The 25,971-nt window shown below is 71.4% G+C and carries 25 protein-coding genes; 3 read left to right on the top strand and 22 right to left on the bottom strand.

Annotated elements, in window-relative coordinates; all coding sequences use genetic code 11:
• Positions 1-147: 147 nt before the first annotated feature.
• The 5 genes from OHA17_RS29390 to OHA17_RS29370 form a co-directional block, all read right to left on the bottom strand.
• Positions 148-1,254, bottom strand: a complete 1,107-nt coding sequence (locus OHA17_RS29390) for a hypothetical protein (RefSeq protein WP_406509046.1) — start codon at positions 1,252-1,254, stop codon at positions 148-150.
• Positions 1,255-1,262: 8 nt separating this feature from the next.
• On the bottom strand, positions 1,263-1,481 hold the full coding sequence (locus OHA17_RS29385) for a hypothetical protein (RefSeq protein WP_406509045.1): 219 nt from the start codon (positions 1,479-1,481) through the stop codon (positions 1,263-1,265).
• Positions 1,482-1,677: 196 nt separating this feature from the next.
• Positions 1,678-3,138, bottom strand: a complete 1,461-nt coding sequence (locus tag OHA17_RS29380; RefSeq protein ID WP_398876775.1) for a glutamate synthase subunit beta — start codon at positions 3,136-3,138, stop codon at positions 1,678-1,680.
• Positions 3,131-7,696 carry a glutamate synthase large subunit gene (gene gltB / locus OHA17_RS29375; protein WP_406509044.1) on the bottom strand — a complete coding sequence of 1,522 codons (4,566 nt, stop codon included), beginning with the start codon at positions 7,694-7,696 and terminating at the stop codon, positions 3,131-3,133. The genes OHA17_RS29380 and gltB overlap by 8 nt, the downstream gene beginning before the upstream one ends.
• A 429-nt stretch (positions 7,697-8,125) precedes the next feature.
• A complete protein-coding gene (locus OHA17_RS29370; protein ID WP_398876777.1) occupies positions 8,126-8,857 on the bottom strand; it encodes a VIT1/CCC1 transporter family protein in 732 nt (243 codons plus the stop codon).
• Positions 8,858-9,102: 245 nt separating this feature from the next.
• On the opposite strand from OHA17_RS29370, the gene rbsK reads away from it, so the two are divergent.
• Positions 9,103-9,990: a ribokinase gene (rbsK, locus tag OHA17_RS29365; RefSeq protein WP_398876778.1), complete on the top strand. Its 888-nt coding sequence runs from the start codon at positions 9,103-9,105 to the stop codon at positions 9,988-9,990.
• An 88-nt stretch (positions 9,991-10,078) separates the two neighbouring features.
• On the opposite strand, the gene lgt is transcribed toward rbsK, so the two are convergent.
• The 8 genes from lgt to OHA17_RS29325 all read right to left on the bottom strand — a co-directional run bounded on the left by lgt (position 10,079) and on the right by OHA17_RS29325 (position 16,943).
• Positions 10,079-11,029: a prolipoprotein diacylglyceryl transferase gene (gene lgt, locus OHA17_RS29360; RefSeq protein ID WP_406509043.1), complete on the bottom strand. Its 951-nt coding sequence runs from the start codon at positions 11,027-11,029 to the stop codon at positions 10,079-10,081.
• Between the two features lie 79 nt (positions 11,030-11,108).
• Positions 11,109-11,930 (bottom strand): DsbA family protein, encoded by an 822-nt coding sequence (locus OHA17_RS29355; RefSeq protein ID WP_406509042.1) that lies wholly within the window; start codon positions 11,928-11,930, stop codon positions 11,109-11,111.
• An 84-nt stretch (positions 11,931-12,014) separates the two neighbouring features.
• Complete coding sequence (gene trpA / locus OHA17_RS29350) at positions 12,015-12,830, bottom strand: tryptophan synthase subunit alpha (protein WP_398876781.1); 816 nt, start codon at positions 12,828-12,830, stop codon at positions 12,015-12,017.
• A complete protein-coding gene (gene trpB / locus OHA17_RS29345; RefSeq protein ID WP_053727830.1) occupies positions 12,827-14,080 on the bottom strand; it encodes a tryptophan synthase subunit beta in 1,254 nt (417 codons plus the stop codon). Before trpB ends, trpA begins: the two co-directional genes overlap by 4 nt.
• A 296-nt stretch (positions 14,081-14,376) precedes the next feature.
• The gene (gene trpC / locus OHA17_RS29340) at positions 14,377-15,186 is read right to left on the bottom strand and encodes an indole-3-glycerol phosphate synthase TrpC (RefSeq protein WP_406509041.1); all 810 of its coding nucleotides are present in this window, start codon (positions 15,184-15,186) and stop codon (positions 14,377-14,379) included.
• A 165-nt stretch (positions 15,187-15,351) separates the two neighbouring features.
• Positions 15,352-15,801 (bottom strand): DUF2752 domain-containing protein, encoded by a 450-nt coding sequence (locus tag OHA17_RS29335; RefSeq protein WP_406509040.1) that lies wholly within the window; start codon positions 15,799-15,801, stop codon positions 15,352-15,354.
• 74 nt (positions 15,802-15,875) lie between these two features.
• Positions 15,876-16,145, bottom strand: a complete 270-nt coding sequence (locus tag OHA17_RS29330; RefSeq protein WP_053727827.1) for an HGxxPAAW family protein — start codon at positions 16,143-16,145, stop codon at positions 15,876-15,878.
• Between the two features lie 141 nt (positions 16,146-16,286).
• Positions 16,287-16,943, bottom strand: coding sequence for a TIGR02234 family membrane protein (locus OHA17_RS29325; RefSeq protein WP_053727826.1), 657 nt, complete (start codon positions 16,941-16,943; stop codon positions 16,287-16,289).
• A gap of 308 nt (positions 16,944-17,251) precedes the next feature.
• On the opposite strand from OHA17_RS29325, the gene OHA17_RS29320 reads away from it, so the two are divergent.
• Entirely contained in the window at positions 17,252-18,469 is a 1,218-nt protein-coding gene (locus OHA17_RS29320; protein ID WP_406509039.1) for a peptidase S8, read from the top strand.
• Here OHA17_RS29320 and OHA17_RS29315 read toward each other — a convergent pair.
• A complete protein-coding gene (locus OHA17_RS29315) occupies positions 18,459-19,943 on the bottom strand; it encodes an anthranilate synthase component I (protein WP_406509038.1) in 1,485 nt (494 codons plus the stop codon). The genes OHA17_RS29320 and OHA17_RS29315 overlap by 11 nt on opposite strands.
• A 2-nt stretch (positions 19,944-19,945) precedes the next feature.
• Positions 19,946-20,296, bottom strand: coding sequence for a phosphoribosyl-AMP cyclohydrolase (hisI, locus tag OHA17_RS29310; RefSeq protein ID WP_053727823.1), 351 nt, complete (start codon positions 20,294-20,296; stop codon positions 19,946-19,948).
• Between the two features lie 83 nt (positions 20,297-20,379).
• Between hisI and OHA17_RS29305 the strand changes: the two genes are divergently transcribed.
• The gene (locus tag OHA17_RS29305) at positions 20,380-21,012 is read left to right on the top strand and encodes a TIGR03085 family metal-binding protein (protein ID WP_398876785.1); all 633 of its coding nucleotides are present in this window, start codon (positions 20,380-20,382) and stop codon (positions 21,010-21,012) included.
• Here the strand turns inward: OHA17_RS29305 and OHA17_RS29300 are convergent.
• The 7 genes from OHA17_RS29300 to OHA17_RS29270 form a co-directional block, all read right to left on the bottom strand.
• Positions 21,009-22,277, bottom strand: a complete 1,269-nt coding sequence (locus OHA17_RS29300) for an MFS transporter (RefSeq protein WP_406509037.1) — start codon at positions 22,275-22,277, stop codon at positions 21,009-21,011. The two genes, OHA17_RS29305 and OHA17_RS29300, sit on opposite strands and share 4 nt — an antisense overlap.
• Before the next feature lie 16 nt (positions 22,278-22,293).
• On the bottom strand, positions 22,294-22,881 hold the full coding sequence (locus tag OHA17_RS29295) for an ArsR/SmtB family transcription factor (protein WP_406509036.1): 588 nt from the start codon (positions 22,879-22,881) through the stop codon (positions 22,294-22,296).
• A 404-nt stretch (positions 22,882-23,285) separates the two neighbouring features.
• Positions 23,286-24,041 (bottom strand): imidazole glycerol phosphate synthase subunit HisF, encoded by a 756-nt coding sequence (gene hisF / locus OHA17_RS29290; protein ID WP_053727819.1) that lies wholly within the window; start codon positions 24,039-24,041, stop codon positions 23,286-23,288.
• Complete coding sequence (locus tag OHA17_RS29285; protein ID WP_406509035.1) at positions 24,038-24,439, bottom strand: RidA family protein; 402 nt, start codon at positions 24,437-24,439, stop codon at positions 24,038-24,040. Before OHA17_RS29285 ends, hisF begins: the two co-directional genes overlap by 4 nt.
• Positions 24,436-25,164, bottom strand: coding sequence for a bifunctional 1-(5-phosphoribosyl)-5-((5-phosphoribosylamino)methylideneamino)imidazole-4-carboxamide isomerase/phosphoribosylanthranilate isomerase PriA (gene priA / locus OHA17_RS29280; protein ID WP_053727817.1), 729 nt, complete (start codon positions 25,162-25,164; stop codon positions 24,436-24,438). The genes OHA17_RS29285 and priA overlap by 4 nt, the downstream gene beginning before the upstream one ends.
• Positions 25,164-25,808: an imidazole glycerol phosphate synthase subunit HisH gene (gene hisH, locus OHA17_RS29275; RefSeq protein ID WP_406509034.1), complete on the bottom strand. Its 645-nt coding sequence runs from the start codon at positions 25,806-25,808 to the stop codon at positions 25,164-25,166. Before hisH ends, priA begins: the two co-directional genes overlap by 1 nt.
• On the bottom strand, positions 25,805-25,969 hold the full coding sequence (locus OHA17_RS29270) for a hypothetical protein (protein WP_053727806.1): 165 nt from the start codon (positions 25,967-25,969) through the stop codon (positions 25,805-25,807). Before OHA17_RS29270 ends, hisH begins: the two co-directional genes overlap by 4 nt.
• Positions 25,970-25,971: the final 2 nt, after the last annotated feature.

The following is a 25,971-nucleotide window of genomic DNA, read 5'->3' as shown; positions in this document are numbered from 1 at the left end:
TGCCGAGGGTACCGCGATGCGGGGTCGCTCCACTGGCGGTGCAGGTGTTCGTCTGCGGGCCATCCGTGGCTGGGCGCGCCACGCGGCGGAGCCGCACCATGTCACAGCCCCGCGCCCTTTACGGGGTTTGGTCGCCCGCGCCGAGTGCTACGGGGCCTGGTCCTGGAAAGCCGGCAGCGCGAAGATTCGCTCCTTCGCCGCGTCCGCCATCAACTCCACCAGCGGCAGCACCAGTTCCCACAGGTTCTGTTTGTCCACCTCTCTCGTCAGGGCGTCCAGGTCCTCGTCCGTCAGGGCGCCTGCCGCGTCCGCCACCACCTTGCGGGACTCCTCGGGCAGCAGCTCCACCAGCGGCAGGAACTCCGCCCACAACGCGGTCGCCACCACCGCCGGGACCATGCCGGCCAGGACCGACGGGTCCCTCAGGGAGGGCAGTACGGCCACTGCCCGGCGGTCCTCCTCGCCAAGCAGGGCCACCAGCGGGAGCAGCGACTCCCACAGGTCCTGGTCGGCCACCGTCCGTACCAGCGTGTCCAGTCGGTCCTGGGGCTGGCGCGCGGCCAGCGTCGCGATGCGGGCGCGCTGGTCCCCCGTCACCATGCCCGCGACCGCCAGGGCCTCGGGCCACAGGCCGTCGGCCGCCGACGCGATGACCTGGGCCAGGCGCTCGTCGCCCATCAACTCGACGATCCTGCCGAGGCGTTGGGGCTGGTCCACCGCGAACCCCGTCCTCAGGACCACCGCGTCGTCGACCTGCGGCAGGATGCGGGTCAGCGCCGAGTCGCGCAGGTGGCCGACGAAGCGGCCCATCGTGAGGTGGTCGCCGCGTTCGGCGAGGGTGACCGAGATCCGTACGAGCAGGTTCTCGTCGAGGCGGTCGACGATGCCCGCGATGCGGCGCGGGTCCAGGTGGGCGCAGGACGCCGCGGTGAACGCCACGGGGAGTTTTTCGATGATGTCGGCGGCCCGGGCCGGTTCGAGCCGGCCCGCTACGGCGGCGGCGAGGCGCGGGCCGAGGGCTTTTTGCGAGATGGCGGCGGCGACCCCGGCAGGGACGAGTTTGGTGGCCCGCGCGATGCGGTCGAGCATGTCCGGCATGCCGTCGAACAGGGCGGCCACCGCCTGTTCGCGGAGCTTCTTCAGGTCCTCGGCGGGCAGGGTTTCGAGGAAGGCGAGGCGCTCGGGGCGCTCGCCGAGCAGGGCCGCGATCTTCTCGGTCTCGGCACGGTTGCGGAGCTTGTCGCGGGTGTCCATGACCGGCCTCACTTGAAGAGGATGCGGCGGACGGGGCCGCGGGCGAGGGCGGGCACGAGCTTCAGGGCCTCTTCGGCGGCCTCGCCGAGACCGGCCGCCCGGCTCTCGCGCTCCTTGCGCAACGCGCCTGCCAGGAAAGAGAGTTGATCGGTCGTCAGCTCGGCCAGGGAGTCCGGGGGCGCGGCCCCAAGCTCCGTACTCAACTGCGACAACGCTTCGTTGCTCACGGGACCTCCCGGTGACGGACGGCGGCTCGTCCCGAGGGTGGAGCGCAATTGACTAATAGTCAATACGTGGCGCCGGCCGTGGCCCGAACACGCCGCGGCGCCCGCCCAGTCGTCCGGTCGGGGACAGTGGGGCGGGCGCCGGTCAGTTCCGCACGTCGTTGTACGGGACGTATGAGGGGTCCTGGACCCTGGGGCGCTAAACCGTGAGCGCGCGGTCCGTGGGGCGGATCGGGGCGGGCAGGTCGCTCGCGCCGGTCAGGTAGCGGTCGACGCCGCGCGCCGCGGAGCGGCCCTCGGCGATCGCCCAGACGATCAGGGACTGGCCGCGGCCCGCGTCACCGGCGACGAACACGCCGTCGACGTTGGTCGCGAAGTCCGCGTCACGCGCGACGTTGCCGCGCTCGTCGAGCTCCAGGCCGAACTGCGCCACCAGGCCGTTGGCCTGGTCGGTGCCGGTGAAGCCCATGGCGAGGGTGACCAACTGGGCGGGGATCCTGCGCTCCGTGCCCGGCTTCTGGGTCAGCTTGCCGCCGACGAACTCGACCTCGACGAGGTGCAGGAACTGGACGTTGCCGTCCTCGTCGCCCTCGAAGTGGGTGGTCGAGACCGAGTAGACGCGCTCGCCGCCCTCCTCGTGCGCGGAGGTCACCTTGTAGAGCATGGGGAACGTCGGCCAGGGCTGGCCCGGGTTCCGCTCGTCGCCCGGCTTCGGCATGATCTCCAGCTGGGTGACGGAGGCCGCGCCCTGGCGGTGGGCGGTGCCCACGCAGTCCGCGCCGGTGTCGCCGCCGCCGATCACCACGACGTGCTTGCCCTCTGCGGTGATCGGCGGGGTGACGAAGTCGCCCTCCTGCACCTTGTTCGAGAGCGGCAGGTACTCCATCGCGAAGTGGATGCCGTTCAACTCCCGTCCAGGGACGGGGAGATCGCGGGAGACCGTGGCGCCGGCCGCGATGACGACGGCGTCGTAGCGCTTGCGCAGCTTCGCTGCGTCGATGTCGCGGCCGATCTCGACCTCGGTACGGAACTTGGTGCCCTCCGCGCGCATCTGCTCGATGCGGCGGTTGATGTGCACCTTCTCCATCTTGAACTCGGGGATGCCGTAGCGCAGCAGGCCGCCGATGCGGTCGGCGCGCTCGTACACGGCGACCGTGTGTCCCGCCCGGGTCAGCTGCTGGGCGGCGGCCAGGCCCGCCGGGCCCGAGCCGATGACCGCGACGGTCTTGCCGGAGAGGCGCTCGGGCGCCTGCGGCCTGACGTCGCCGGTGTCCCACGCCTTGTCGATGATCGAGACTTCGACGTTCTTGATGGTGACGGCGGGCTGGTTGATGCCGAGCACACACGCCGACTCGCAGGGAGCCGGGCACAGCCGCCCGGTGAACTCCGGGAAGTTGTTCGTGGCGTGCAGGCGCTCGGAGGCTGCCTGCCAGTCCTCGCGGTAGGCGTAGTCGTTCCACTCGGGGATCAGGTTCCCCAGCGGACAGCCGTTGTGGCAGAACGGGATGCCGCAGTCCATGCAGCGCCCGGCCTGCTTGCTGATGATCGGCAGCAGCGAACCGGGAACGTAGACCTCGTTCCAGTCCTTGAGGCGCTCGCCCACCGGGCGGGTCTTGGCGACCTCGCGCCCGGTGGTCAGGAAGCCCTTGGGGTCAGCCATTGGTCGCCGCCTCCATCATCTTCTCGGTGGTCTCCTGCTCGGAGAGACCGGCGAGCTCAGCGGCGTCCTTGGCGGCGAGCACGGCCTTGTACGTGGTCGGGATGATCTTGCTGAAGCGGTCCACGTTCACGGACCAGTCGGCGAGCAGCTTCTCGGCGACCGTCGAGCCGGTCTCCTCGAAGTGGCGGCGCACGACGTCGTGCAGCCACTGCCTGTCGGTGTCGCCCGGTGTCTCGATGGCGTTCAGGTTCCCGGAGTTGACGTTGTCCCGGTCCAGGTCGACGACGTAGGCGATGCCGCCGGACATGCCGGCCGCGAAGTTGCGCCCGGTCTCGCCGAGGACGACCGCGTGGCCGCCGGTCATGTACTCGCAGCCGTGGTCGCCCACGCCCTCCGAGACGACGGTGGCACCCGAGTTGCGGACGCAGAAGCGCTCGCCGGTGCGGCCCCGCAGGAACAGCTCGCCGCCGGTCGCGCCGTACGCGATCGTGTTGCCGGCGATCGTCGAGTACTCGGCGAGATGGTCGGCGCCCCGGTCCGGGCGGACGATGACGCGGCCGCCGGAGAGGCCCTTGCCGACGTAGTCGTTGGCGTCGCCCTCCAGGCGCAGGGTCACTCCGCTCGGCAGGAAGGCGCCGAAGGACTGGCCGGCCGAGCCGGTGAAGGTGATGTCGATGGTGTCGTCGGGCAGGCCCGCACCGCCGAACTTCTTCGTCACCTGGTGGCCGAGCATGGTGCCCACGGTCCGGTTGATGTTGCGGATCGCGATCTGCGCGCGGACCGGCTGGGCGGCCTCGGCGGACTCGGCCTCAAGGGCGTCGGCGGCGAGCTTGATCAGCTCGTTGTCCAGCGCCTTCGCCAGGCCGTGGTCCTGCTCGATCGCCGCGTGGCGCACGGCGCCCTCGGGCAGCTCGGGCACGTAGAACAGCGGCTCCAGGTCGAGGCCCTGGGCCTTCCAGTGGGTCACGGCCCGGTCGGTGTCGAGGAGTTCGGCGTGGCCGACGGCCTCCTCGATCGTGCGGAAGCCGAGCTCGGCCAGGATCTCGCGGACCTCTTCGGCGATGAACTCGAAGAAGTTCACGACGAATTCGGGCTTGCCCGAGAAGCGGTCGCGCAGGACCGGGTTCTGGGTGGCGATGCCGACCGGGCAGGTGTCCAGGTGGCAGACGCGCATCATGACGCAGCCGGAGACGACGAGCGGCGCGGTCGCGAAACCGAACTCCTCGGCGCCGAGCAGCGCGGCGATGATGACGTCGCGGCCGGTCTTGAGCTGGCCGTCGGTCTGCACGACGATGCGGTCGCGCAGGCCGTTGAGGAGGAGGGTCTGCTGGGTCTCGGCGAGGCCCAACTCCCACGGTCCACCGGCGTGCTTGAGCGACGTCAGCGGCGATGCGCCCGTACCGCCGTCGTGGCCGGAGATGAGGACGACGTCCGCGTGCGCCTTGGAGACACCCGCGGCGACCGTCCCGACGCCGACCTCGGACACGAGCTTCACGTGGATGCGCGCGGCCGGGTTGGCGTTCTTGAGGTCGTGGATCAGCTGAGCCAGGTCCTCGATGGAGTAGATGTCGTGGTGCGGCGGCGGCGAGATGAGGCCGACGCCCGGGGTGGAGTGCCGGGTCTTGGCGACCCACGGGTAGACCTTGTGGCCGGGCAGCTGGCCGCCCTCGCCGGGCTTGGCGCCCTGCGCCATCTTGATCTGGATGTCGTCCGCGTTGACCAGGTACTCGCTGGTCACCCCGAAGCGGCCGGAGGCGACCTGCTTGATGGAGGAGCGGCGCGCCGGGTCGTACAGGCGGTCCGCGTCCTCGCCGCCCTCGCCGGTGTTGGACTTGCCGCCCAGCTGGTTCATGGCGATGGCGAGCGTCTCGTGGGCCTCGCGCGAGATGGAGCCGTACGACATGGCGCCGGTCGAGAAGCGCTTGACGATCTCGGAGACCGGCTCGACCTCGTCGATGGAGATCGGCTCGCGCTCACTGGTGAAGCCGAAGAGGCCGCGCAGCGTCATGAGGCGTTCGGACTGCTCGTTCACGCGGTCCGTGTACTGCTTGAAGATGTCGTAGCGCTTGTTGCGCGTCGCGTGCTGGAGGCGGAAGACCGTCTCCGGGTCGAACAGGTGCGGCTCGCCCTCGCGGCGCCACTGGTACTCGCCGCCGATCTCCAGGGCGCGGTGCGCCGAGGGGACGCCGGAGGCGGGGTATGCCTTGGCGTGCCGGGCGGCGACCTCGCGCGCGACCACGTCCAGGCCCGCACCGCCGATCTTCGTCGCGGTGCCGATGAAGTACTTCTGGACGAAGGCCTCGTCGAGACCGACGGCCTCGAAGACCTGGGCTCCGCGGTAGGAGGCGACGGTCGAGATGCCCATCTTCGACATGACCTTCAGGACGCCCTTGCCGAGCGCGTAGATCAGGTTGCGGATGGCCTGCTCGGGCTCCAGGCCCTCGATGAAGGTGCCGGCCCGGACCAGGTCCTCGACGGACTCCATGGCGAGGTACGGGTTGACCGCGGCGGCACCGTAACCGATGAGCAGCGCGACGTGGTGCACCTCGCGGACGTCACCGGCCTCGACGAGCAGGCCCACCTGGGTGCGCTGCTTCGTACGGATGAGGTGGTGGTGGACGGCGGCGGTGAGCAGCAGCGAGGGGATCGGCGCGTGCTCGGCGTCGGAGTGCCGGTCGGACAGGACGATCAGGCGGGTGCCGTCCTCGATCGCGGCGTCGGTCTCCTTGCAGATGGCCTCGATGCGGGCGGCCAGCGCGTCGCCGCCGCCGGAGACCCGGTACAGGCCGGAGAGCGTGGCGGCCTTCATGCCCGGCATGTCGCCGTCGGCATTGATGTGTATCAGCTTCGCCAGCTCGTCGTTGTCGATGACCGGGAAGGGCAGCGTGACGCTGCGGCACGAGGCGGCGGTCGGCTCAAGGAGGTTGCCCTGCGGGCCGAGCGTGGAGCGCAGGCTGGTCACGAGCTCTTCGCGGATCGCGTCGAGCGGCGGGTTGGTGACCTGCGCGAACAGCTGGGTGAAGTAGTCGAAAAGCAGCCGGGGACGCTCGGAGAGCGCGGCGATCGGCGAGTCCGTGCCCATGGAGCCGAGCGGCTCGCCGGCGGTGCGGGCCATCGACGCGAGGATGACGCGGAGCTCTTCCTCGGTGTAGCCGAAGGTCTGCTGGCGGCGGGTGACCGAGGCGTGGGTGTGCACGATGTGCTCACGCTCGGGCAGGTCCTCCAGCTCGATCTCGCCGGCTTCCAGCCACTCCTTGTACGGGTTCTCGGCGGCGAGGGACGCCTTGATCTCGTCGTCCTCGATGATGCGGTGCTCGGCGGTGTCGACGAGGAACATCTTGCCGGGCTGCAGGCGGCCCTTGCGGACGACCTTCGCCGGGTCGATGTCGAGCACGCCGACCTCGGAGGACAGGACCACGAGGCCGTCGTCGGTCACCCAGTACCGGCCCGGGCGCAGGCCGTTGCGGTCGAGGACCGCGCCGACCTGGACGCCGTCGGTGAAGGTGATGCAGGCCGGGCCGTCCCAGGGCTCCATCATCGTGGCGTGGAACTGGTAGAAGGCACGGCGTGCCGGGTCCATCGACTCGTGGTTCTCCCACGCCTCGGGGACCATCATCAGGACGGAGTGCGGCAGCGAGCGTCCGCCGAGGTGCAGGAGTTCGAGCACCTCGTCGAAGGACGCGGAGTCGGAGGCGTCCGGCGTACACACGGGGAAGATCCGGTCGAGCTTGCCGGCGCCCGAGTTGAACAGGTTGGAGACGAGCTGGGACTCGCGGGCCACCATCCAGTTGCGGTTGCCCTTGACCGTGTTGATCTCGCCGTTGTGCGCGACGAAGCGGTACGGGTGGGCCAGCGGCCAGGACGGGAAGGTGTTGGTGGAGAACCGCGAGTGCACGAGGGCGACGGTGGTGGCGCAGCGGCGGTCGGAGAGGTCCGGGAAGAACGGCTCCAGCTGGCCGGTGGTCAGCATGCCCTTGTAGACGATGGTCCGGGCGGAGAGCGACGGGAAGTAGACACCGGCCTCCCGCTCGGCGCGCTTGCGCAGCACGAAGGCCTTGCGGTCGAGCGCGATGCCGGACGAGCTGCCGTCGCTCACGAAGAGCTGGCGGAAGGCGGGCATGGTGGCGCGGGCGCCGTTGCCGAGCAGTGCGGGGGTGACGGGGACCTCACGCCAGCCCAGTACGGTGAGCCCCTCTTCACCGGCGATCGTCTCGATCCGTGAGACGGCCTCGCTGGTCTCCTCCAGGGGCAGGAAGGCGATACCGACGGCGTACGAGCCCGCCTCGGGCAGCTCGAAGTCACTGACCTCGCGCAGGAACGCGTCCGGAACCTGGAGCAGGATGCCGGCGCCGTCACCGGAGTCCGGCTCGGAGCCGGTGGCGCCGCGGTGTTCCAGGTTGCGCAGTACGGTCAGGGCCTGCTCGACCAGCTCATGGCTGGCAACACCGGTGAGGGTGGCCACGAACCCGACGCCACAGGCGTCGTGCTCGTTACGGGGGTCGTACATCCCCTGCTGGGCGGGGCGACCGTCCATGGGCGACCAGGCGTCGGAACGCATCGGCTCTCCCGTCGTCGTTAGTGGCATTGGGGGCTCCCTGCTCGATCTGGGGGTCCCCCTGCTCGAACGAGGTCGAGGGCTTGGGGGAGAGAGCTTGGGGAGTCGTAGCCGAGGGGCGACGTTGGCCCTCTGCGAAATTTCGTGCAGGTTACATGATGGAACGTATCTCGGGAACCGGATAGCGCATTCCAGCATGCGGACACCCTGGGTGCGGGCTTCATTGCCCACGGGGGCGCACGCGGGCGTGCGGTTTGGGTGTGTACGGCCTATGCCCGGCGGTAAAAGATCCGAAACCGCCGAGTAACGATTACTTATGTGGCCTCATGCATACTCCGCCATCCTACGGCCCGGGGCGGCGAAGCGCGCAGGACGTACGTCACACGGGGCGGCGCCGAATGGCACCGCCCCGTGTCACGACCTCGGCGTTCGTCAGCCGATGGCGGTACCGAAGAAGGAGCCGATGCCGAAGGTGAGGGCGGCCGCGGCGCCGCCGAGGGCCAGCTGGCGCACACCGCTGAACCACCACGAGCGGGCCGTCACCTTGGCGACCACCGCACCGCAGCCGAAGAGGCCGATCAGCGCGAGCAGCACCGCGGGCCACAGCGCGGTCGCACCCAGCAGGTACGGCAGCAGGGGCAGCAGCGCGCCGAGGGCGAAGGAGGCGAAGGAGGAGACCGCGGCCACGGTGGGCGAGGGCAGGTCGGACGGGTCGATGCCGAGCTCCTCGCGGGCGTGGATCTCCAGCGCCTGCTCGGGGTCCTGCGAGAGCTGGCGGGCGACCTCGCGGGCGAGCTTCGGCTCGACGCCGCGCGACATGTAGAGCTCGGCGAGCTCGCGCTCCTCGTCGGCCGGGTGCTTGTGCAACTCCCGCCGCTCGATGTCGAGTTCGGCCTCGACGAGCTCGCGCTGCGAGGCGACCGAGGTGTACTCGCCGGCCGCCATCGAGAAGGCGCCGGCCGCGAGGCCGGCGAGGCCGGTGATGACGATGGTCTGGTGCGAGACCGCGCCGCCGGCGACGCCCGTCATCAGGGCGAGGTTGGAGACCAGGCCGTCCATCGCGCCGAACACGGCCGGGCGCAGCCAGCCACCGTTGACATCGCGGTGGGTGTGGTTGTCGCGGTGCGCCTCGTGCAGCGTCGCTTCGGTATCGATGATGGACACAGCTATCCCCTTGCTTCCGGCAGCGGGCACTTCACGTCCCGCGCCCCCTCAACACCGTTGAAACTACGCCCGATGTAAGGGCCGCGCCAGCAAGTAAGGCCTTACTTAGTGAGGTTGGGCTCAGTAAGTAAGGCCTTCCTGACGGAGCGAAAAGGACGTGCCGGACACCCTTTCGGCCAGCCCCGTCGAACGCGCCGGGCACCCCGCACCCACGGAACCGGCCGCCCAGGGTGGACAATCCCGGCATGACCCGGATCACCGTGCTCGGCAGCACCAACATGGACCTCGTCGCGTACGTCACCACCGCGCCGCGCAGCGGCGAGACCGTCACCGGCCACGAGTTCCGCACCGTCCCCGGCGGCAAGGGCGCCAACCAGGCCGTCGCCGCCGCCCGGGCCGGGGCGGAGGTGGCGATGATCGGCGCGGTCGGTACGGACGAGTTCGGCGACCGGCTGCGTGCCACGCTCGAACACTCGGGCGTCGACATCGACCTGCTGCGCACCACCGAGGGCCCCTCCGGCACCGCCCACATCGTGGTCGACGGCGACGGCGCCAACGCGATCGTCGTCATCCCGGGCGCCAACGGCTCGGTCACCTCGCTCAGCCACGCGGACCGCGCGATGATCGCCGAGGCGCGGTCCCTGCTGATCCAGCTGGAACTGCCGATGAGCGCGGTCCTGGCCGGCGCGGAAGCGGCCCGGCGCAACGGGGTCCGTACGATCCTGACCCCCGCGCCCGCCCGGCCGCTGCCCCCCGAACTCCTCGCCGTCACCGACCTGTTGGTGCCCAACGAGCACGAGGCCGCGACGCTGACCGGCATCTCGGGCGACCCCGAGCGGGCCGCGGTCGCGCTCCTCGCGCACGTGCCCGAGGTCGTGATCACGCTGGGCGCGCGGGGCTGTCTGTACGCGTCCCGGGCGCAGCCGGAGCCGGTGGCCGTGCTTGCCCCGCCGGTCACCGCCGTGGACACGACAGGCGCGGGCGACACCTTCGTGGGCGCCCTCGCGGTGGCCCTGGCCGAGGGCCGCCCGATGCTGGACGCGCTGGCCTGGGCGTCCAGCGCCGCCGCGCTGTCGGTGCAGCGGCCGGGGGCGGCCACGTCGATGCCGTACAGGACGGAGATCGACGCGTAAGGGGTCGTACGGGGCTTTCACGAGCGAGCCCCCGCCGGTGGCCGGGGTTCCGGCACCAGCGGGGGCTCAGCCATGTACGGGGAGGGCGTCAGGCCTTCTTCGGCTCCGGCTCCGATGCCACCGACTCCGCCTTGGGCTCGTCGGGGAGCTCGTCCGTGGGTTCGGCGGGGTCGCCCTTGTCCAGGGACACGGACTCGCCGTCCTTCTCCTCGGCCGCGTCGTCCTGCGCACCCGGCTCGACGATCTCCTCGCGGCCGGGCCGCAGCTTCGTCGAGATCACGATGTAGGCGACCGCCAGCACGAAGACGCCGCCCGCGGTCCAGTCGTTCAGGCGCAGGCCCAGGATGTGGTGGGCCTCGTCGACCCGCATGTACTCGATCCAGAAGCGGCCCACGCAGTACGTGGCGACGTACAGCGCGAACGCCCGGCCGTGGCCCAGCTTGAAGCGGCGGTCGGCCCAGATGACCAGGAAGCCGGCGCCGACGCACCACAGGGACTCGTACAGGAACGTCGGGTGGTAGGTGCCCGCGATCCGGTTCGGACCCTCGCTGATCTTCAGAGCCCAGGGCACGTCGGTGGGGCGGCCGTACAGCTCCTGGTTGAACCAGTTGCCCCAGCGGCCGATGGCCTGGGCGAAGGCGAGGCCGGGGGCCAGCGCGTCGGCCCAGGCGGGGAGCGGGATGCCGCGGCGGCGGCAGCCGATCCAGGCGCCGACCGCGCCGAGCGCGACCGCGCCCCAGATGCCGAGGCCGCCCTCCCAGATCTTGAAGGCGTTGACCCAGTCCTCACCGTCGCTGAAGTACAGCTGGTAGTCGGTGATGACGTGGTAGAGCCGGCCGCCGACGAGCCCGAAGGGCACCGCCCAGACGGCGATGTCGGCGACGGTGCCGGAGCGGCCGCCGCGGGCGACCCACCGCTTGTTGCCGTACCAGACGGCAACGAAGACACCGATGATGATGCAGAAGGCGTAGCCGCGCAGCGGGATCGGTCCGAGGTGGATCACACCGGTCGACGGGCTGGGGATGAAGGCAAGTTCCATGGCAGGGTCGACGCTACCGTGCCGGGCGGGCGCAGCGGCAACCCGCCCGGCAACTTATGAGTAACGAGGGCCCCGTGGCTCAGGAGGCCGGGCTCGCCTCTCCGGCCCGCTTGCCCTTGTTGGCCTGGGTCACCCACTTCTTCAGGTTGGCCGGGGTGATCGGCTCGTTGCCTTTCGCCGGGAAGATCGATTCACCGTTGAGCTGCACGGTCGGCGTGCCGCTGAACTTGCCGGCCTGGAACGCCTCGTTGGACTTCACGACCCAGCTGTTGTGCGTGCCGTTCTGGACGCAGGCGCGGAAGGCGGGCGTGTCCAGGCCCGGCACCTTCTTGGCCAGATCGAGCAGCTTGGCGTTGTCCGCGAACGCGTCGTCCATCTCGTCGGGCTGGTTGGTGTAGAGGACGTCGTGGTACGCGGAGAACTTCCCCGCGTCCTGCGCGCAGCCCGCCGCGTTGGCCGCGTGCAGCGAGCCGCCGCCCCGGGTCTTGTCGTCGATGAGGGTGACCAGGTGGTACTGGACGCGCACCTGGCCGCTGTTCTCCAGTTCGTGAATGGTGGCCCTCAGGCCCTTCTCGAACGCGGCGCAGGCCGGGCAGCGGAAGTCCTCCCACACCGTGAGCGTGGAGGGTGCGTCGGCGGCGCCGACCGGGATGGCCAGCTTCCCCTTGTCGTCGGCTCCGGCAGGGGGCACGGCGGGGCCCGCCGTGCTCGCGCTCTTGGCGCTCTCGCTGCCACCCGCGTTCGCGGCGATCACGCCGATCACGGCGGCCAGGCCGAGCACGCCCACCACGGCTCCGGCCACGATCAGCTGCCGTCGGCGGCGCTCGCCCGCCTTCTGCTGCTCGCGTTGTTGGATGAGCCGGTCTCGCGCGGCCCGCTTCGCATCACGGTTGTCACTCACACCCGCAGCAACGAACCGGGGAGGCACGCTCGTGCCTCCCCGGTCCCACTTCCACTCGTACGGATTATCCGTGCGATGAACGCGCTACGACGCCCGGCGAACGCCCTCGGCGAGCTCGGCCGCCAGTTCCCGTACGGCCACCAGGCCCGCGGCCTCGTCCGGCGCGTCCAGCATGCGCTTGACGAAGGCCGAGCCGACGATCACGCCGTCGGCGAAGACCGCGACCTCCTTGGCCTGGACCGCGTTCGAGACGCCGAGGCCCACGCAGACCGGGAGTTCCGTGGTCGCCCGGGTCCGGCGCACCAGGTCCTCGGCCGAGGCGCCGACCGACTCCCGGGTGCCCGTGACGCCCATCAGCGAGGCCGCGTACACAAAGCCCGAACCGGCCGCGGTGATCGTGGCGAGGCGGGCGTCCTTGCTGCTCGGGGCGACCACGAAGACCGTGCCGAGGCCGTGCTTCTCGGCGTGCTCGCGCCACACGCCGGACTCCTCGACCGGCAGGTCGGGCAGGATGCAGCCCGCGCCGCCCGCCTCGGCGAGCTCGGCGGTGAAGCGCTCGACGCCGTAGCGGTCGATGGGGTTCCAGTACGTCATGACCAGGACCGGCTTGCCGGTGGCCGCGTGGGCCTCGCGGACCGTGCGCAGCACGTCGGCGATCTTCACGCCGCCCTTGAGGGCGATGTCGTCGGCGGTCTGGATGACCGGGCCGTCCAGGACCGGGTCGCTGTGCGGCAGGCCGACCTCGACGACGTCGGCGCCGCCGTCGAACACGGCCTTGATCGCCTCGATGCCGCCGTCGACGGTCGGGAAGCCGGCCGGCAGGTAGGCGATGAGCGCGGCCCGGTTCTCGGCCTTCGCCTTGGCGAGGGTGTCGTTCAGCAGCTCTACGTTCCCGCTCACTTCGCGTCCCCCTCGTGTCCACCGTCGTACAGGCCGAAGTAGCGTGCGGCCGTGTCCATGTCCTTGTCGCCGCGGCCGGACAGGTTGATCACGATCAACCCGTCCTTGCCGAGCTCCTTGCCCACGTCGAGCGCGCCCGCGAGCGCGTGCGCCGACTCGATCGCCGGGATGATGCCCTCGGTGCGCGAAAGGAGCCGCAGGGCCTGCATCGCCGCGTCGTCGGTGACCGCGCGGTACTCCCCGCGGCCGATGTCCTTGAGGTAGGAGTGCTCCGGGCCGATGCCGGGGTAGTCCAGGCCCGCCGAGATCGAGTAGGGCTCGGTGATCTGGCCCTCCTCGTCCTGGAGGACGTACGACCGTGAACCGTGCAGGATGCCGGGCTCGCCCGCGGTCAGGGTCGCCGCGTGCTCGCCGGTCTCGACGCCGTGGCCCGCGGGCTCGCAGCCGATGAGGCGTACGGAGGCGTCCGGGATGAAGGCGTGGAAGAGGCCGATCGCGTTCGAGCCGCCGCCCACGCAGGCGACGGCCGCGTCGGGCAGGCGTCCGGCGCGCTCCAGGATCTGGCGGCGGGCCTCGACGCCGATCACGCGGTGGAAGTCGCGCACCATCGCGGGGAAGGGGTGCGGGCCGGCGACCGTGCCGAACAGGTAGTGCGTGCGGTCCACGTTGGCGACCCAGTCGCGGAACGCCTCGTTGATGGCGTCCTTGAGGGTGCGGCTGCCGGAGGTGACCGGGATGACCTCGGCGCCGAGCATCCGCATCCGGGCGACGTTCAGCGCCTGGCGCTGGGTGTCGATCTCGCCCATGTAGATGGTGCATTCGAGGCCGAACAGGGCGCAGGCGGTGGCGGTGGCGACGCCGTGCTGGCCCGCCCCGGTCTCGGCGATGACGCGGGTCTTGCCCATGCGCTTGGTGAGCAGCGCCTGGCCGAGCACGTTGTTGATCTTGTGCGAGCCGGTGTGGTTCAGGTCCTCGCGCTTGAGGAAGACCCGGGCGCCGCCCGCGTGCTCGGCGAACCGGGGCACCTCGGTCAGGGCGCTGGGCCGGCCGGTGTAGTTGACCATGAGGTCGTTGAGCTCGGCCGCGAAGGCCGGGTCGTGCTTGGCCTTCTCGTACTCGACGGCCACCTCGTCCACCGCGGCGACCAGCGCCTCGGGGATGAACTTGCCTCCGAAGGCGCCGAAGTAGCCCTGGGGGCTCGGGACTTGACCCTCGGGGTCGGGTACGAAGAACTCGTTCTCGTTGGACATGCGGATACCTCGCAGGGGCGTCGCAGCCCCGGTCCTGGGTTGGCGTGTTGGCACGGATGCGCCCAGGCGCCGCAGGTGATGAGCGAGGCGCGCGACCACGGGCCGCGAAGGGCCGGTCGCGCGGTACGTCACTCAGGCGGCGCTCAGGGCACCGCGCCATCGCATGCCGTTGACCTGACCCGGCTCCGAGCCGATCACGTACCGCACGCGCCGTCCGTGCACCCGGCGCGCCGGAGCGCGGCAGCCGCGGGGGCGACAGCCGGGTGCGAGGCGGACGGCGATGGACATGGGGTCGGTCAGCCCCGCCCGTGGCGCAGGGCCGGGTGGGCGCCCGCGGCGACGAGGTCGGCGACGGCCGCGCGCGGGTCCTTGCCGGTGACCAGGGACTCGCCGACCAGGACGGCGTCGGCGCCCGCGTTGGCGTACGCGATGAGGTCGTGCGGGCCGCGGACGCCGGACTCGGCGATCTTCACGATGTGGTTCGGGATCTCCGGGGCGACCCGCTCGAACGTGGTGCGGTCGACCTTGAGGTCCTGCAGGTTGCGCGCGTTGACGCCGATGATCTTGGCGCCCGCGTCCACGGCCCGGTCGACCTCGTCCTCGTCGTGCACCTCGACCAGCGGGGTGAGACCGATCGACTCGGCGCGCTCGATCAGCGACACCAGGGCCGGCTGGTCCAGGGCGGCCACGATGAGCAGCGCGAGGTCGGCGCCGTACGCGCGGGCCTCCCACAGCTGGTAGGCCGTGACGATGAAGTCCTTGCGCAGAACCGGGATGTCGACCTTGGCGCGGACGGCCTCCAGGTCGGCGAGCGAGCCGCCGAAGCGGCGCTGCTCGGTCAGTACGGAGATGACGGACGCGCCGCCCGCCTCGTAGTCGGCGGCGAGGGCCGCGGGGTCCGCGATGGCGGCGAGCGCGCCCTTGGAGGGGCTGGAGCGCTTGACCTCGCAGATGACCTTCACGCCGTCGCCGCGCAGGGCCGCGACCCCGTCCCGGGCCTGGGGCGCCTTCTCGGCGCGCTCCTTCAGCTCGTCGAGGCTGACACGCGCCTGCCGCTCTGCGAGGTCGGCGCGGACGCCTTCGATGATCTCGTCGAGCACACTCACGCGAGCGGCCCCCTTCCGGGACGGTGATGTCGGTCAGGACGAGGGTGACCGCGCAAACGGTCACGATCAGCCATGACGATGGTATCCGCACCGGAGCGAAGGGGTCGCATCCGGTTGACCGGCGTCCCAATAATTGGGACGTCACCTGCGGATTTACTGATTCCGTCACGGCGCGAGTACTGAGCCGAACGGCAGGTTCCGGACCACCGAGAAGATCAACACGACCGATCCGATCAACCACCACTGGCGATCGCTCGGGGTGAATCGCACGGGCAGCCCCCGGGCCGAGCGGACGGCCCACAGGACCCAGCCCGCGGCGAAGAGCAGATAGCCGGCGACGGCGAGGGCGTTGGAGTGGACGGCCGCCGCGAAGTGCCCGGTGATGAAGTCGTGCGCGCTGCGCAGCCCGCCGCAGCCGGGGCAGTAGACGCCGGTGAACCGGTACAGCGGGCAGACCGGATAGTGCCCCGGATGGTTCGGGTCGACGAGGCCCACGTACGCGAACGCGGAGGCCACCGCGCCGAGCGTGCCGAGCGGCACCAGGAGCCTCTTGGCCGGGGTGGCGGGCGTGGCGGCCGGATGCGCCGGGGCGGGGTTCGGCTGGGCTGCGTCCACTGGGTGATTGTCCCCCGATCACATGAAAAGGCGCAGCCCGTGCGGGGGCTGCGCCCAACAGGGTGGCCGGCGGTTCAGCCTGCCTGGGCCTCAAGACGGGCGCGCACCTTGGCGGCGGCGTCCTCGCGCATGCGCTGCATCTCGGGCGTGTCCTTGGGGGTGCCGAGGCCGGCCATCTTCATGACGCCGCCGACGACGGCGGAGATGCCGAGGAGTGCGATGCCGGCCCAGAAGCCCACCGGGTTGGCGGCCACTATGAAGACGCAGGTCACGCAGAATCCGATGAAGGCAATGATGACACCGGTCCAGGCTGCCGGGGTGTGGCCGTGGCCGCTCTTCGCCATGGGGGTTGCTCCTCGTAGGTGTTTCCGTGTTGTTGTCGTTGTCGGCGCTGCTGTCGGCGTCTTTTCCGCTGCCACCGCTGTCGTCGAGCCCGACGCTCCACGCCATTGTCCCGCACCGGAACGGATGCCCGGGTGCGGGGGTCAGCTCTCGCGCGTCGGGTCCTCGCCGCGGTCCAGCGCCTTCCAGAGTTCCTCGGGGCGCTCCGGGTCGGGCGCGGTGCGGGCCTTGCGCGGGCGGGGGGTGCCGTCGCGCTCGTAGCGGCCGCCCATCGCGGGCCAGGACGCGCCGAAGCGGAGGGCGAGCAGCCCGGCGAGCAGCAGCAGGGCGCCGCCCGCGACGGCGACGTAGGGCCAGCTCGTGTGGGTGAGCGCGTTGATCGTGGCCGCGGCGTCGCCGCTGGCCTTGGCCGCCTTCTCGTCCAGAGCGGCGCTGTCGCCGACGCCGAGCCAGGCGGTCACGGCGGCCCCGGCGCCGCTGAGCGTGAGCAGCACGGCGACCAGGACGCGGCCCGGGCCGCGTACCGCGAAGACGGCCACCAGGGCGGCGAGGCCGACGATCGCGAGGGCGGAGGGCACGCCGGTGATGTCGCCGCCGGAGGCCTTCAGCGGCAGCGCGCCACCGCCGACGGCGGCCTGGCCGTGGGCCCAGGTCTGCCCGGAGGCCATGAGGACGACGGCGGCGCCGACGGCGCCGGCGAGCAGTGCGGCGGCCAGGCTGCGGCGGCCGCCGCCGCGGGCGGACGGCGCGGCTGCTTCGGCACGGGGCTGGGGTACGGATGCGGCACTCACGTACTCCACTATCGCCTGCGCGCGGCCCGGCGCCGCACCCGGGGCCCGCGTCCTTCCCACCCGGAGCGGCCCACGGGGAACCAAGGGCGGGCAAGCGCTCCGCCATCGATCGACCATCGGCTGCCCCCGAACCGCCCGGTAACTGTCCCCGAACGGCCCTCGAAGGCAAAGCGGCGATAGAGATTCCCCTCCGCTCCTTGTTGGCATGGCCGGGTCACCCCTAGGTTCACCGCCGGTCCGAGTCGCGCACCACGCGGCACGGCCTGCACAGCGCACCCGCACGTCTCCTGGTCAACCCACCTCACGGAGGAAGTAAGTTGCGCAGATCCCTCTCCCCCACCGCCCTGGCCGCCACCCTGGCCGCGGCAGCGCTCGCCCTGGCAACTCCCCTCGCCCAGGCGGCCACCCCTTCGACCGCGGCGCACGTCACCACCGTCCGCTCCTGCGCGGCCCCGACGCGACTGGACGTCATGGCCTGCAAGGCGCTGAAGGTGACCGGCGGCACGGTGAAGTCCGCCAATGCCGAGCGCGCGCTGACCGCCGCAGCCGCGCCCTCCGGCTACGGCCCCGCCTCGATCCAGTCCGCGTACAAGCTGCCGTCCTCGACGGCCGGTTCGGGCCGGACCGTGGCGATCGTCGACGCGTACGACGACCCCAACGCGGCAGCCGACCTCGCCAAGTACCGTTCCCAGTACGGGCTTCCGGCCTGCACGACCGCCAACGGCTGCTTCCAGAAGGTCGGCCAGACCGGCACCTCGACCCTGCCGAGCGCCGACGCCGGCTGGGCCGAGGAGATATCCCTCGACCTCGACATGGTCAGCGCGGCCTGCCCCAACTGCAAGATCCTGCTGGTCGAGGCGAAGTCGTCGTCGATGGCCAACCTGGGCACGGCCGTCAACACGGCGGTGTCGCTCGGCGCGAAGTACGTCTCCAACAGCTACGGCGGCGGCGAGTCCTCCTCCGACACCTCGTACGACACCAAGTACTTCAACCACCCCGGCGTCGCCATCACGGTGAGCTCCGGTGACGGCGGCTACGGCACCGAGTACCCCGCGGCCTCCCGCTATGTCACCGCGGTCGGCGGCACCTCGCTCAACTCCTCGTCCAACAGCCGCGGTTGGACCGAGAGCGCCTGGAGCGACGCCGGTTCCGGCTGCTCCGCCTACGACGCGAAGCCGAGCTGGCAGAAGGACACCGGCTGCGCGAAGCGGACCGTCGCGGACGTCTCGGCGGTCGCCGACCCGGCCACGGGTGTCGCGGTGTACGACACCTACGGCGGCGACCCGGGCTGGGAGGTGTTCGGCGGCACCAGCGCCTCCGCGCCGCTGATCGCCGCGGTGTACGCGCTGGCGGGCACCCCGTCCTCGGGCTCCACGCCTGCCTCATTCCCGTACGCCCACACCGGTTCGCTCAACGATGTGACGAGCGGCTCCAACGGCAGCTGCTCGCCGGCCTACCTGTGCAGGGGCGGCAGCGGCTACGACGGCCCGACGGGGCTCGGCACCCCGAACGGGACCGCCGCGTTCACTGGCTGAGCAGATTGGCCGTGTTCACCGCGCGCAGGACGGCAGCCGCCTTGTTGCGGCACTCGTCGTCCTCCGCGACCGGGTCGGAGTCGGCGACCACGCCGGCTCCGGCCTGCACATACGCGGTGCCGTCCCGCAGCAGTGCGGTGCGGATCGCGATGGCGGTGTCGGAGTCCCCGGCGAAGTCGAGATAGCCGACACAGCCTCCGTAGAGCCCGCGGCGGCTGGGTTCGAGCTCCTCGATGATCTGCATGGCGCGGGGCTTGGGGGCGCCCGAGAGCGTGCCGGCCGGGAAGCAGGCCGTCAGGACGTCGAACGCGGTGCGTCCCTCGGCGACCCGGCCGGTCACGGTCGACACGATGTGCATCACATGGGAGTACCGCTCGATCGACATGAAGTCCACGACCTCCACCGAGCCCGGTTCGCAGACCCGGCCCAGGTCGTTGCGGCCGAGGTCGACGAGCATGAGGTGCTCGGCGCGCTCCTTGGGGTCGGCGAGCAGCTCGTCGGCGAGCGCCTGGTCGCGCTGCGGGGTGGCGCCGCGCGGCCGGGTCCCGGCGATCGGGTGGAGCATGGCGCGCCCGTCCTCGACCTTGACGAGCGCCTCGGGGCTCGATCCCACGACGTCGAAGCCGTCGAAGCGGAACAGGTACATGTACGGCGACGGGTTGGTCGCGCGCAGCACCCGGTAGACGTCCAACGCGCTTGCCGCGCACGGGGTTTCGAAGCGCTGGGAGGGCACCACCTGGAAGGCCTCGCCGGCCCGGATGCGCTCCTTGATGTCCTCGACGGCGTCCTGGTAGGCCTTGCCGCCCCACAGCGCGGCGTACTCGGGCAGCTCGGAGGCGGGCAGTGCGACCGGCGCGTACTCGGCGGGCTTCGCGAGGTCGGCCTCCATCGCGTCGAGCCGGGCCACGGCGTGCTCGTACGCCTCGTCGACGCCGGTGTCGAGGTCGTTGTGGTTGATCGCGTTGGCGATCAGCAGGACCGAGCCGTCCCAGTGGTCGAGCACGGCGAGGTCCGAGGTGAGCAGCATGGTCAGCTCGGGCAGCCGGAGGTCGTCGCCCCCGTGCTCGGCGATCTTTTCGAGCCTGCGCACGATGTCGTAGCCGAGGTAGCCGACCATGCCGCCGGTGAAGGGCGGCATTCCGGCGACCAGGTCGCGCGGGGTGTGCAGGGCCTCGACGGTGGCTTTGAGGGCCGTCAGAGGATCACCCGAAGTGGGGACGCCGACCGGCGGCGTGCCGATCCAGTGGGCCTCGCCGTCGCGCACGGTGAGCGTCGCGTCGGAGCGCACGCCGACGAAGGAGTACCGCGACCAGGACCGGCCGTTCTCGGCGGATTCCAGCAGGAACGTGCCGGGGCGCTCGGCGGCGAGCTTGCGGTAGAGGCCCACGGGGGTGTCGCCGTCGGCGAGCAGGCGGCGGTGGACGGGGATGACGCGGCGGTCGACGGCGAGCTTGCGGAAGGTGTCGAGGTCCATGACTACTTCCCGAGGTCGAGCACGTCGGCGTCGAAGCAGGTGCGGTCCCCGGTGTGGCAGGCCGCGCCCTCCTGGTCGACCTTGACCAGGACGGTGTCCGCGTCGCAGTCCAGGGCGACCGACTTCACATGCTGGACGTGCCCGGAGGTGTCCCCCTTGACCCAGTACTCCTGACGGCTGCGCGACCAGTACGTGCAGCGGCCGGTGGTCAGGGTGCGGTGCAGGGCCTCGTCGTCCATCCAGCCGAGCATGAGCACCTCACCGGTGTCGTACTGCTGGGCGATGGCCGGGACCAGACCGTCGGCGCTGCGCTTGAGGCGGGCGGCGATGGCGGGGTCGAGATTGCTGGTCATGCCCCCATTCTGCCGTGGCCGACGGGGCCCTCGGGCGGTGCGTCCACTGTCCGGACGACGGCCGCGGCCGTACGCTGGCGGACATGTCGACCCATGCCAAGCGTGAACGGCTTCTGCTCGCCGACCTGTTGGAGGCGGCGGGCCCCGAGGCACCGACCCTCTGCGAGGGCTGGACGGCCCGCGAACTCGCGGCCCATGTCGTGGTGCGCGAGCGGCGCCTCGACGCGGCGGGCGGGATCGTGATCCCGGCCCTGAAGAACCGCCTCGACCGGGTCCAGGCGGAATTCGCCGCCAAGCCGTACGAGGAACTGATCCAGCTCATCCGCACCGGCCCGCCGAAGTACTCCCCGTACAACCTCAAGCAGGTCGACGAGGGCGCCAACGCGGTGGAGTTCTACGTGCACGCCGAGGACGTCCGCCGGGCGCAGCCGGACTGGACGCCCCGCGAGCTCGACCCGGTGTTCTCGGACGCGCTGTGGTCCCGCCTGGAGAAGGCGGCCCGGCTGATGGGCCGCAAGTCGCCGGTGGGCATCGTGCTGCGCCGCCCGGACGGCCAGACGGCGGTGGCGCACAAGGGCACCCCGGTGGTGACGGTCACCGGCGAGCCGGGCGAGCTGACGCTGTTCGCGCACGGCCGCCAGGAGGCGGCGCAGGTCGAGCTGGAGGGCGACAAGGAGGCGTCCACGCGGGCGCTGGAGGCGAAGCTCGGGATCTAGACCGCGGTCTTGGGCAGCTCGGTACGGCGCAGGTGGCCGGAGGCAAGTCCGGTCACCGCGCCCGTCGCGCACACCGCCGCGCTGGCCAGGAACACGGGCGTGGTGCCCCAGGCGCCGATGGCGGCGCCCGCCAGCGGATAGCCGAGCGGCGCGATGCCCATCGTGAAAAGGGACGACACGGCGGTGACCCGGCCGAGGTAGGCGGGCTCCGTCGCGGTCTGCACCAGCGCCCCGCACAGGGCGCCGCTCAGCCCGGCGAGCAGTCCGATGAGGACCCCGGCGGCTGCGGCGAGCGCCACCGAGGGGGCGTACGCCAGGGCGCCTATGGCGGTCGCGCCGCCGAGCAGGGACACCGGCAGGACGAACCCGGCGCGGGGGATCCGGCCGCGTACCGAGAGCAGCAGCGAGGCGGCCCCCGCGCCCGCCCCGAACGCGGCGACGATCCATCCCATGCCGGCCGCGCCCCAACCCCGCTCCTTCGCGAGCAGGGTGAGCCCGATGTTGAGCGGGGCGGCGAAACCCAGCTCGCCGACGGCTATGAGCAGCATCAGCGGGGCGAGCAGGGCGTGGCGGCGGATGTAGCGCAGCCCGTCGGTGAGCTCCCGCAGCGCGGGCTCCTCGGCCTTCTCGTCGTCACAGGGCAGCCGGGCGATGCGTACGCGCACCAGCAGGGCGGTCGAGACAGCGAACAGGGCTCCCGCCACGGCGAAGGTGGCCGCGGTCCCGCCGAGCGCCACGGCGAGCCCGCCGAGCGGGGCCCCGGCGATGTTGGCGACCCGCGCACCGATCCCCTTGAGCCCCTGCACCCGGGCGAGTTCGCCGGGGCCGGTGAGCCTGGGCGGCAGCGCGCCGAGCGCGGGCAGCAGCACCGCGTCCACGGCCCCGAAGACCAGCGCGAGCACGATCAGGAGCCACAGTTCGGGGCCCGTGACCAGCAGGGTCGCGGCCATGCCCAGGATGATCAGGCTGCGGGCGGCGTCGCTGCCGATCACGACCCGGCGCGGTCCGAACCGGTCGGCGACCACGCCGCCGCCGAGCATGAGCAGCGCCCTGGGCACGGCGCCCACCGCGAGTACGAGCCCGGCCTGCCCGGGGCTCCCGGAACGCGCCGCGGCCCAGGCCAGCGCCATGTAGTACACGCTGTCGCCGACGAGCGACGAGGTGTACGCGGCGAGCCACCGCAGCACGTTGCCGTCGCGGTGGGCGGGGCGGGCGGGGGCGGCCGGTATGAGGGTGGCGGCTTCCGGCCGGGCCGGGGTTCTCATCGACACGGAAGTCCTCTCAGGCGCGCAAGGGGAAGCCGTACAGGTGGACCGCGACGTTCTCGCGCCCCTCGGTGTCGCCCGCCGCGACGGCGGCTTCGCCGCGCTGCTTGTACTTGCCGAGCACGGCGTCCAACTCCTCGTCAAGCGCCGTGAGTTCGGCCGGGGTCAGGTGGGCCGTGTACTCGCTGCTGAACGAGGCGGTCACCCAGTCCTCGCGCCAGGCGGACATGGCGTCGAGGAAGGCGCGGTACAGCTCGACCCGCTGCTCAAGGAGGAGCCGGGTCACCGAGGTGTGCACGGCGACCTTCTCGGGGGCGTCCTTGAAGTCCTCGTGGCGGTAGCTGATCCCGTCCGAAGCGGGCTGCCACCAGCGCTCGCGCCCGTCCTTGCCCTTGGGCTCGGCCTCCTCGATGAGCCCGTGGTCGGCGAGCTTGCGCAGGTGGTAGCTGACGAGGGAGACGGCCTCGTCGACCTGGTCGGCGAGCTGGGAGGCGGTGGCGGAGCGGGCGTTGTAGAGCGCGCGGTAGAGCTTCATGCGCAGGGGGTGGCCGAATGCCTTGAGGGTGTCGACGTCGGTGATCCTGCGGTTGCCCTTGGGTGCCATGGCATCGAGCGTAGATAGGAAAGGAATGTTGCGCAATAAAATTTGCGCAAGAAGTGCTGCGTATCTGGCAGGGGTGTCGTGGGTGGGCCGGCACCGCTGGGGCTCCGCCCCAGACCCCGTTGAGCCCCCACCCCACCCCTTCCCGAAACCCTCCGGGGGTGATTCAGGTGCGGACCGTGCGTGGCTGGTCGCGCCCACGCGGCGGAGCCGCAAATGTCACAGCCCCGCGCCCCTAATAGGACTGATGCTGGCCAGTACGGGCATCTTCAGCCCGTCCGGCGTTTGAGGACGAGCGCCCTTCAGGCGCGATACGGGGTCTGGGGCGGAGCCCCAGCAGCCACCGGGTCGCAGCCGGGCATCCCACCCCCGGCGGGTTTCGGGAAGGGGTGGGGTGGGGACAGGGTTCAGCGGATCGGGTGGCCCGCTTTCCGCAGGGTTTCCTTCACCTCTGCGATGCGCAGGTCGCCGAAGTGGAAGACCGACGCCGCCAGGACCGCGTCCGCGCCCGCCTCGATGGCCGGGGGGAAGTCGGACAGGCGGCCCGCGCCGCCCGAGGCGATGACCGGGACGGTCACGTGGCGGCGGACCGCCGCGATCATCTCCGTGTCGTAGCCGTCCTTCGTGCCGTCCGCGTCCATCGAGTTGAGCAGGATCTCCCCCGCCCCCAACTCGGCCGCCCGGTGCGCCCATTCGACCGCGTCGATGCCCGTGCCCCTGCGGCCGCCGTGGGTCGTCACTTCGAAGGTGCCCGACGCGGTCCGGCGGGCGTCCACCGAGAGGACCAGGACCTGGCGGCCGAAGCGTTCCGCGATTTCGCGGATCAGGTCGGGGCGGGCGATGGCGGCCGTGTTCACGCCCACCTTGTCCGCGCCCGCCCGCAGGAGCTTGTCCACGTCGTCGGTGCTTCGGACGCCGCCGCCCACCGTCAGCGGGATGAAGACCTGCTCCGCCGTGCGGCGCACCACGTCGTACGTGGTCTCGCGGTTGCCGGAGGACGCCGTGATGTCGAGGAACGTCAGCTCGTCCGCGCCCTCGGCGTCGTACAGCTTGGCCATCTCGACGGGGTCGCCGGCATCACGCAGGTTCTGGAAGTTCACGCCCTTGACGACCCGGCCGTTGTCCACGTCCAGGCAGGGGATCACTCGTACGGCCAAGGTCATGACGCCACCGTTCCCCTGTACGCCTCTACCTCGACCTCTACCACCAGGCTCGGGTCCACGAAGCCCGACACGATCAGCATCGAGGACGCGGGGCGCACGTCGTCGAACAGTTCCTTGTGGGCTCGGCCCACATCCTCCACGTCCCGGGCATGGGTGATGTACATACGGGTGCGGACCACATCGGCGCGGTCGAGGCCGATGGACTCCAGCGCCTTGATGGCGACGCCGAACGCGTTCACCGCCTGCTGGTACGGGCCGCCCTCGTCGATGCGGCCGTTGGTCACCGACGTGCAACCGGCCACCAGGACAAGGCCGTTGGGGAGTTCCACGGCGCGGGAGTAGCCGAAGCGCTCCTCCCAGGGGGCGCCGGAGGAGATCTTGCGGACCTCGTCGCTCATGCGGCAACCGCCTTGAGCGCCTCTTCCAGCGTGAAGGCCTTCGCGTACAGGGCCTTGCCCACGATCGCGCCCTCGACTCCGAGCGGGACCAGCTCGGAGATGGCCCGCAGGTCGTCCAGGGAGGAGACGCCGCCGGAGGCCACCACCGGCTTGTCCGTGGCCGCGCAGACGTTGCGCAGCAGCTCCAGGTTCGGGCCCTGGAGCGTGCCGTCCTTGGCGATGTCGGTGACGACGTAGCGCGCGCAGCCCTCGGAGTCCAGGCGGGCCAGCGTCTCGTACAGGTCGCCGCCGTCGCGGGTCCAGCCACGGCCGCGCAGCGTGGTGCCGCGCACGTCCAGGCCGACCGCGATCCGGTCGCCGAACTCGGCGATGACCTTGGCGACCCACTCCGGGGTCTCAAGCGCCGCCGTGCCGAGGTTGACGCGGGTGCAGCCGGTGGCGAGGGCGGCGGCCAGGGAGGCGTCGTCGCGGATGCCGCCGGACAGCTCGACCTTGATGTCCATGGCGCCCGCGACCTCGGCGATCAGCGCGCGGTTGTCGCCGGTGCCGAACGCGGCGTCCAGGTCCACCAGGTGCAGCCACTCGGCGCCGGAGCGCTGCCAGGCGAGGGCCGCCTCCAGGGGCGAGCCGTACGACGTCTCGGAGCCGGACTCGCCGTGGACCAGGCGTACGGCCTGGCCGTCGCGGACGTCGACGGCGGGGAGGAGTTCGAGCTTGGGGGCCATCACAGGGTTCCGATCCAGTTGGTGAGCAGCTGGGCTCCGGCGTCGCCGGACTTCTCGGGGTGGAACTGGGTGGCCCACAGCGCACCGTTCTCCACCGCGGCGACGAACGGCTCGCCATGGGTGGCCCAAGTGACCCTGGGGGCACGGATCTTGGGGTTGGTGACTTCGAGGCTCCAGTCGCGCACGGCGTAGGAGTGCACGAAGTAGAAGCGGGCCTCGGCGTCCAGGCCCGCGAACAGCTCGCTGCCCTCGGGGGCCTTCACCGTGTTCCAGCCCATGTGCGGCACGACCGGGGCGTTGAGCGGCTCGACGACGCCGGGCCACTCGTCCAGGCCCTCCGTCTCGACGCCGTGCTCGATGCCGCGCTCGAAGAGGATCTGCATGCCGACGCAGATGCCCATGACCGGGCGGCCGCCGGAGAGCCGGCGCCCCACGATCCAGTCGCCGCGTGCGTCGCGAAGGCCCTGCATGCAGGCGGAGAAGGCGCCGACGCCGGGGACGAGGAGCCCGTCGGCGTTCATGGCCCGGTCGTAGTCCCGGGTGATCTCGACGTCGGCGCCGACGCGGGCCAGGGCCCGCTCGGCGGACCGTACGTTGCCGAAGCCGTAGTCGAAGACGACGACCTTCTTGGCTGCCGCGCTCATGACCAGACGTCCAGTCGCAGGATGCCCGCGGCCAGGCACATCACGGCGCCGATGGACAGGAGCACGATCAGGCTCTTCGGCATCCCCTGCTTGACGAAGGAGATGATTCCGCCGATCAGGAAGAGGCCGACCACGATCAGGATGGTGTTGAGACCGTTCATGC

Source organism: Streptomyces sp. NBC_00212 (assembly GCF_045206365.1).
Taxonomy (GTDB): domain Bacteria; phylum Actinomycetota; class Actinomycetes; order Streptomycetales; family Streptomycetaceae; genus Streptomyces.
This window is presented reverse-complemented; position numbering and strand designations above follow the sequence as displayed.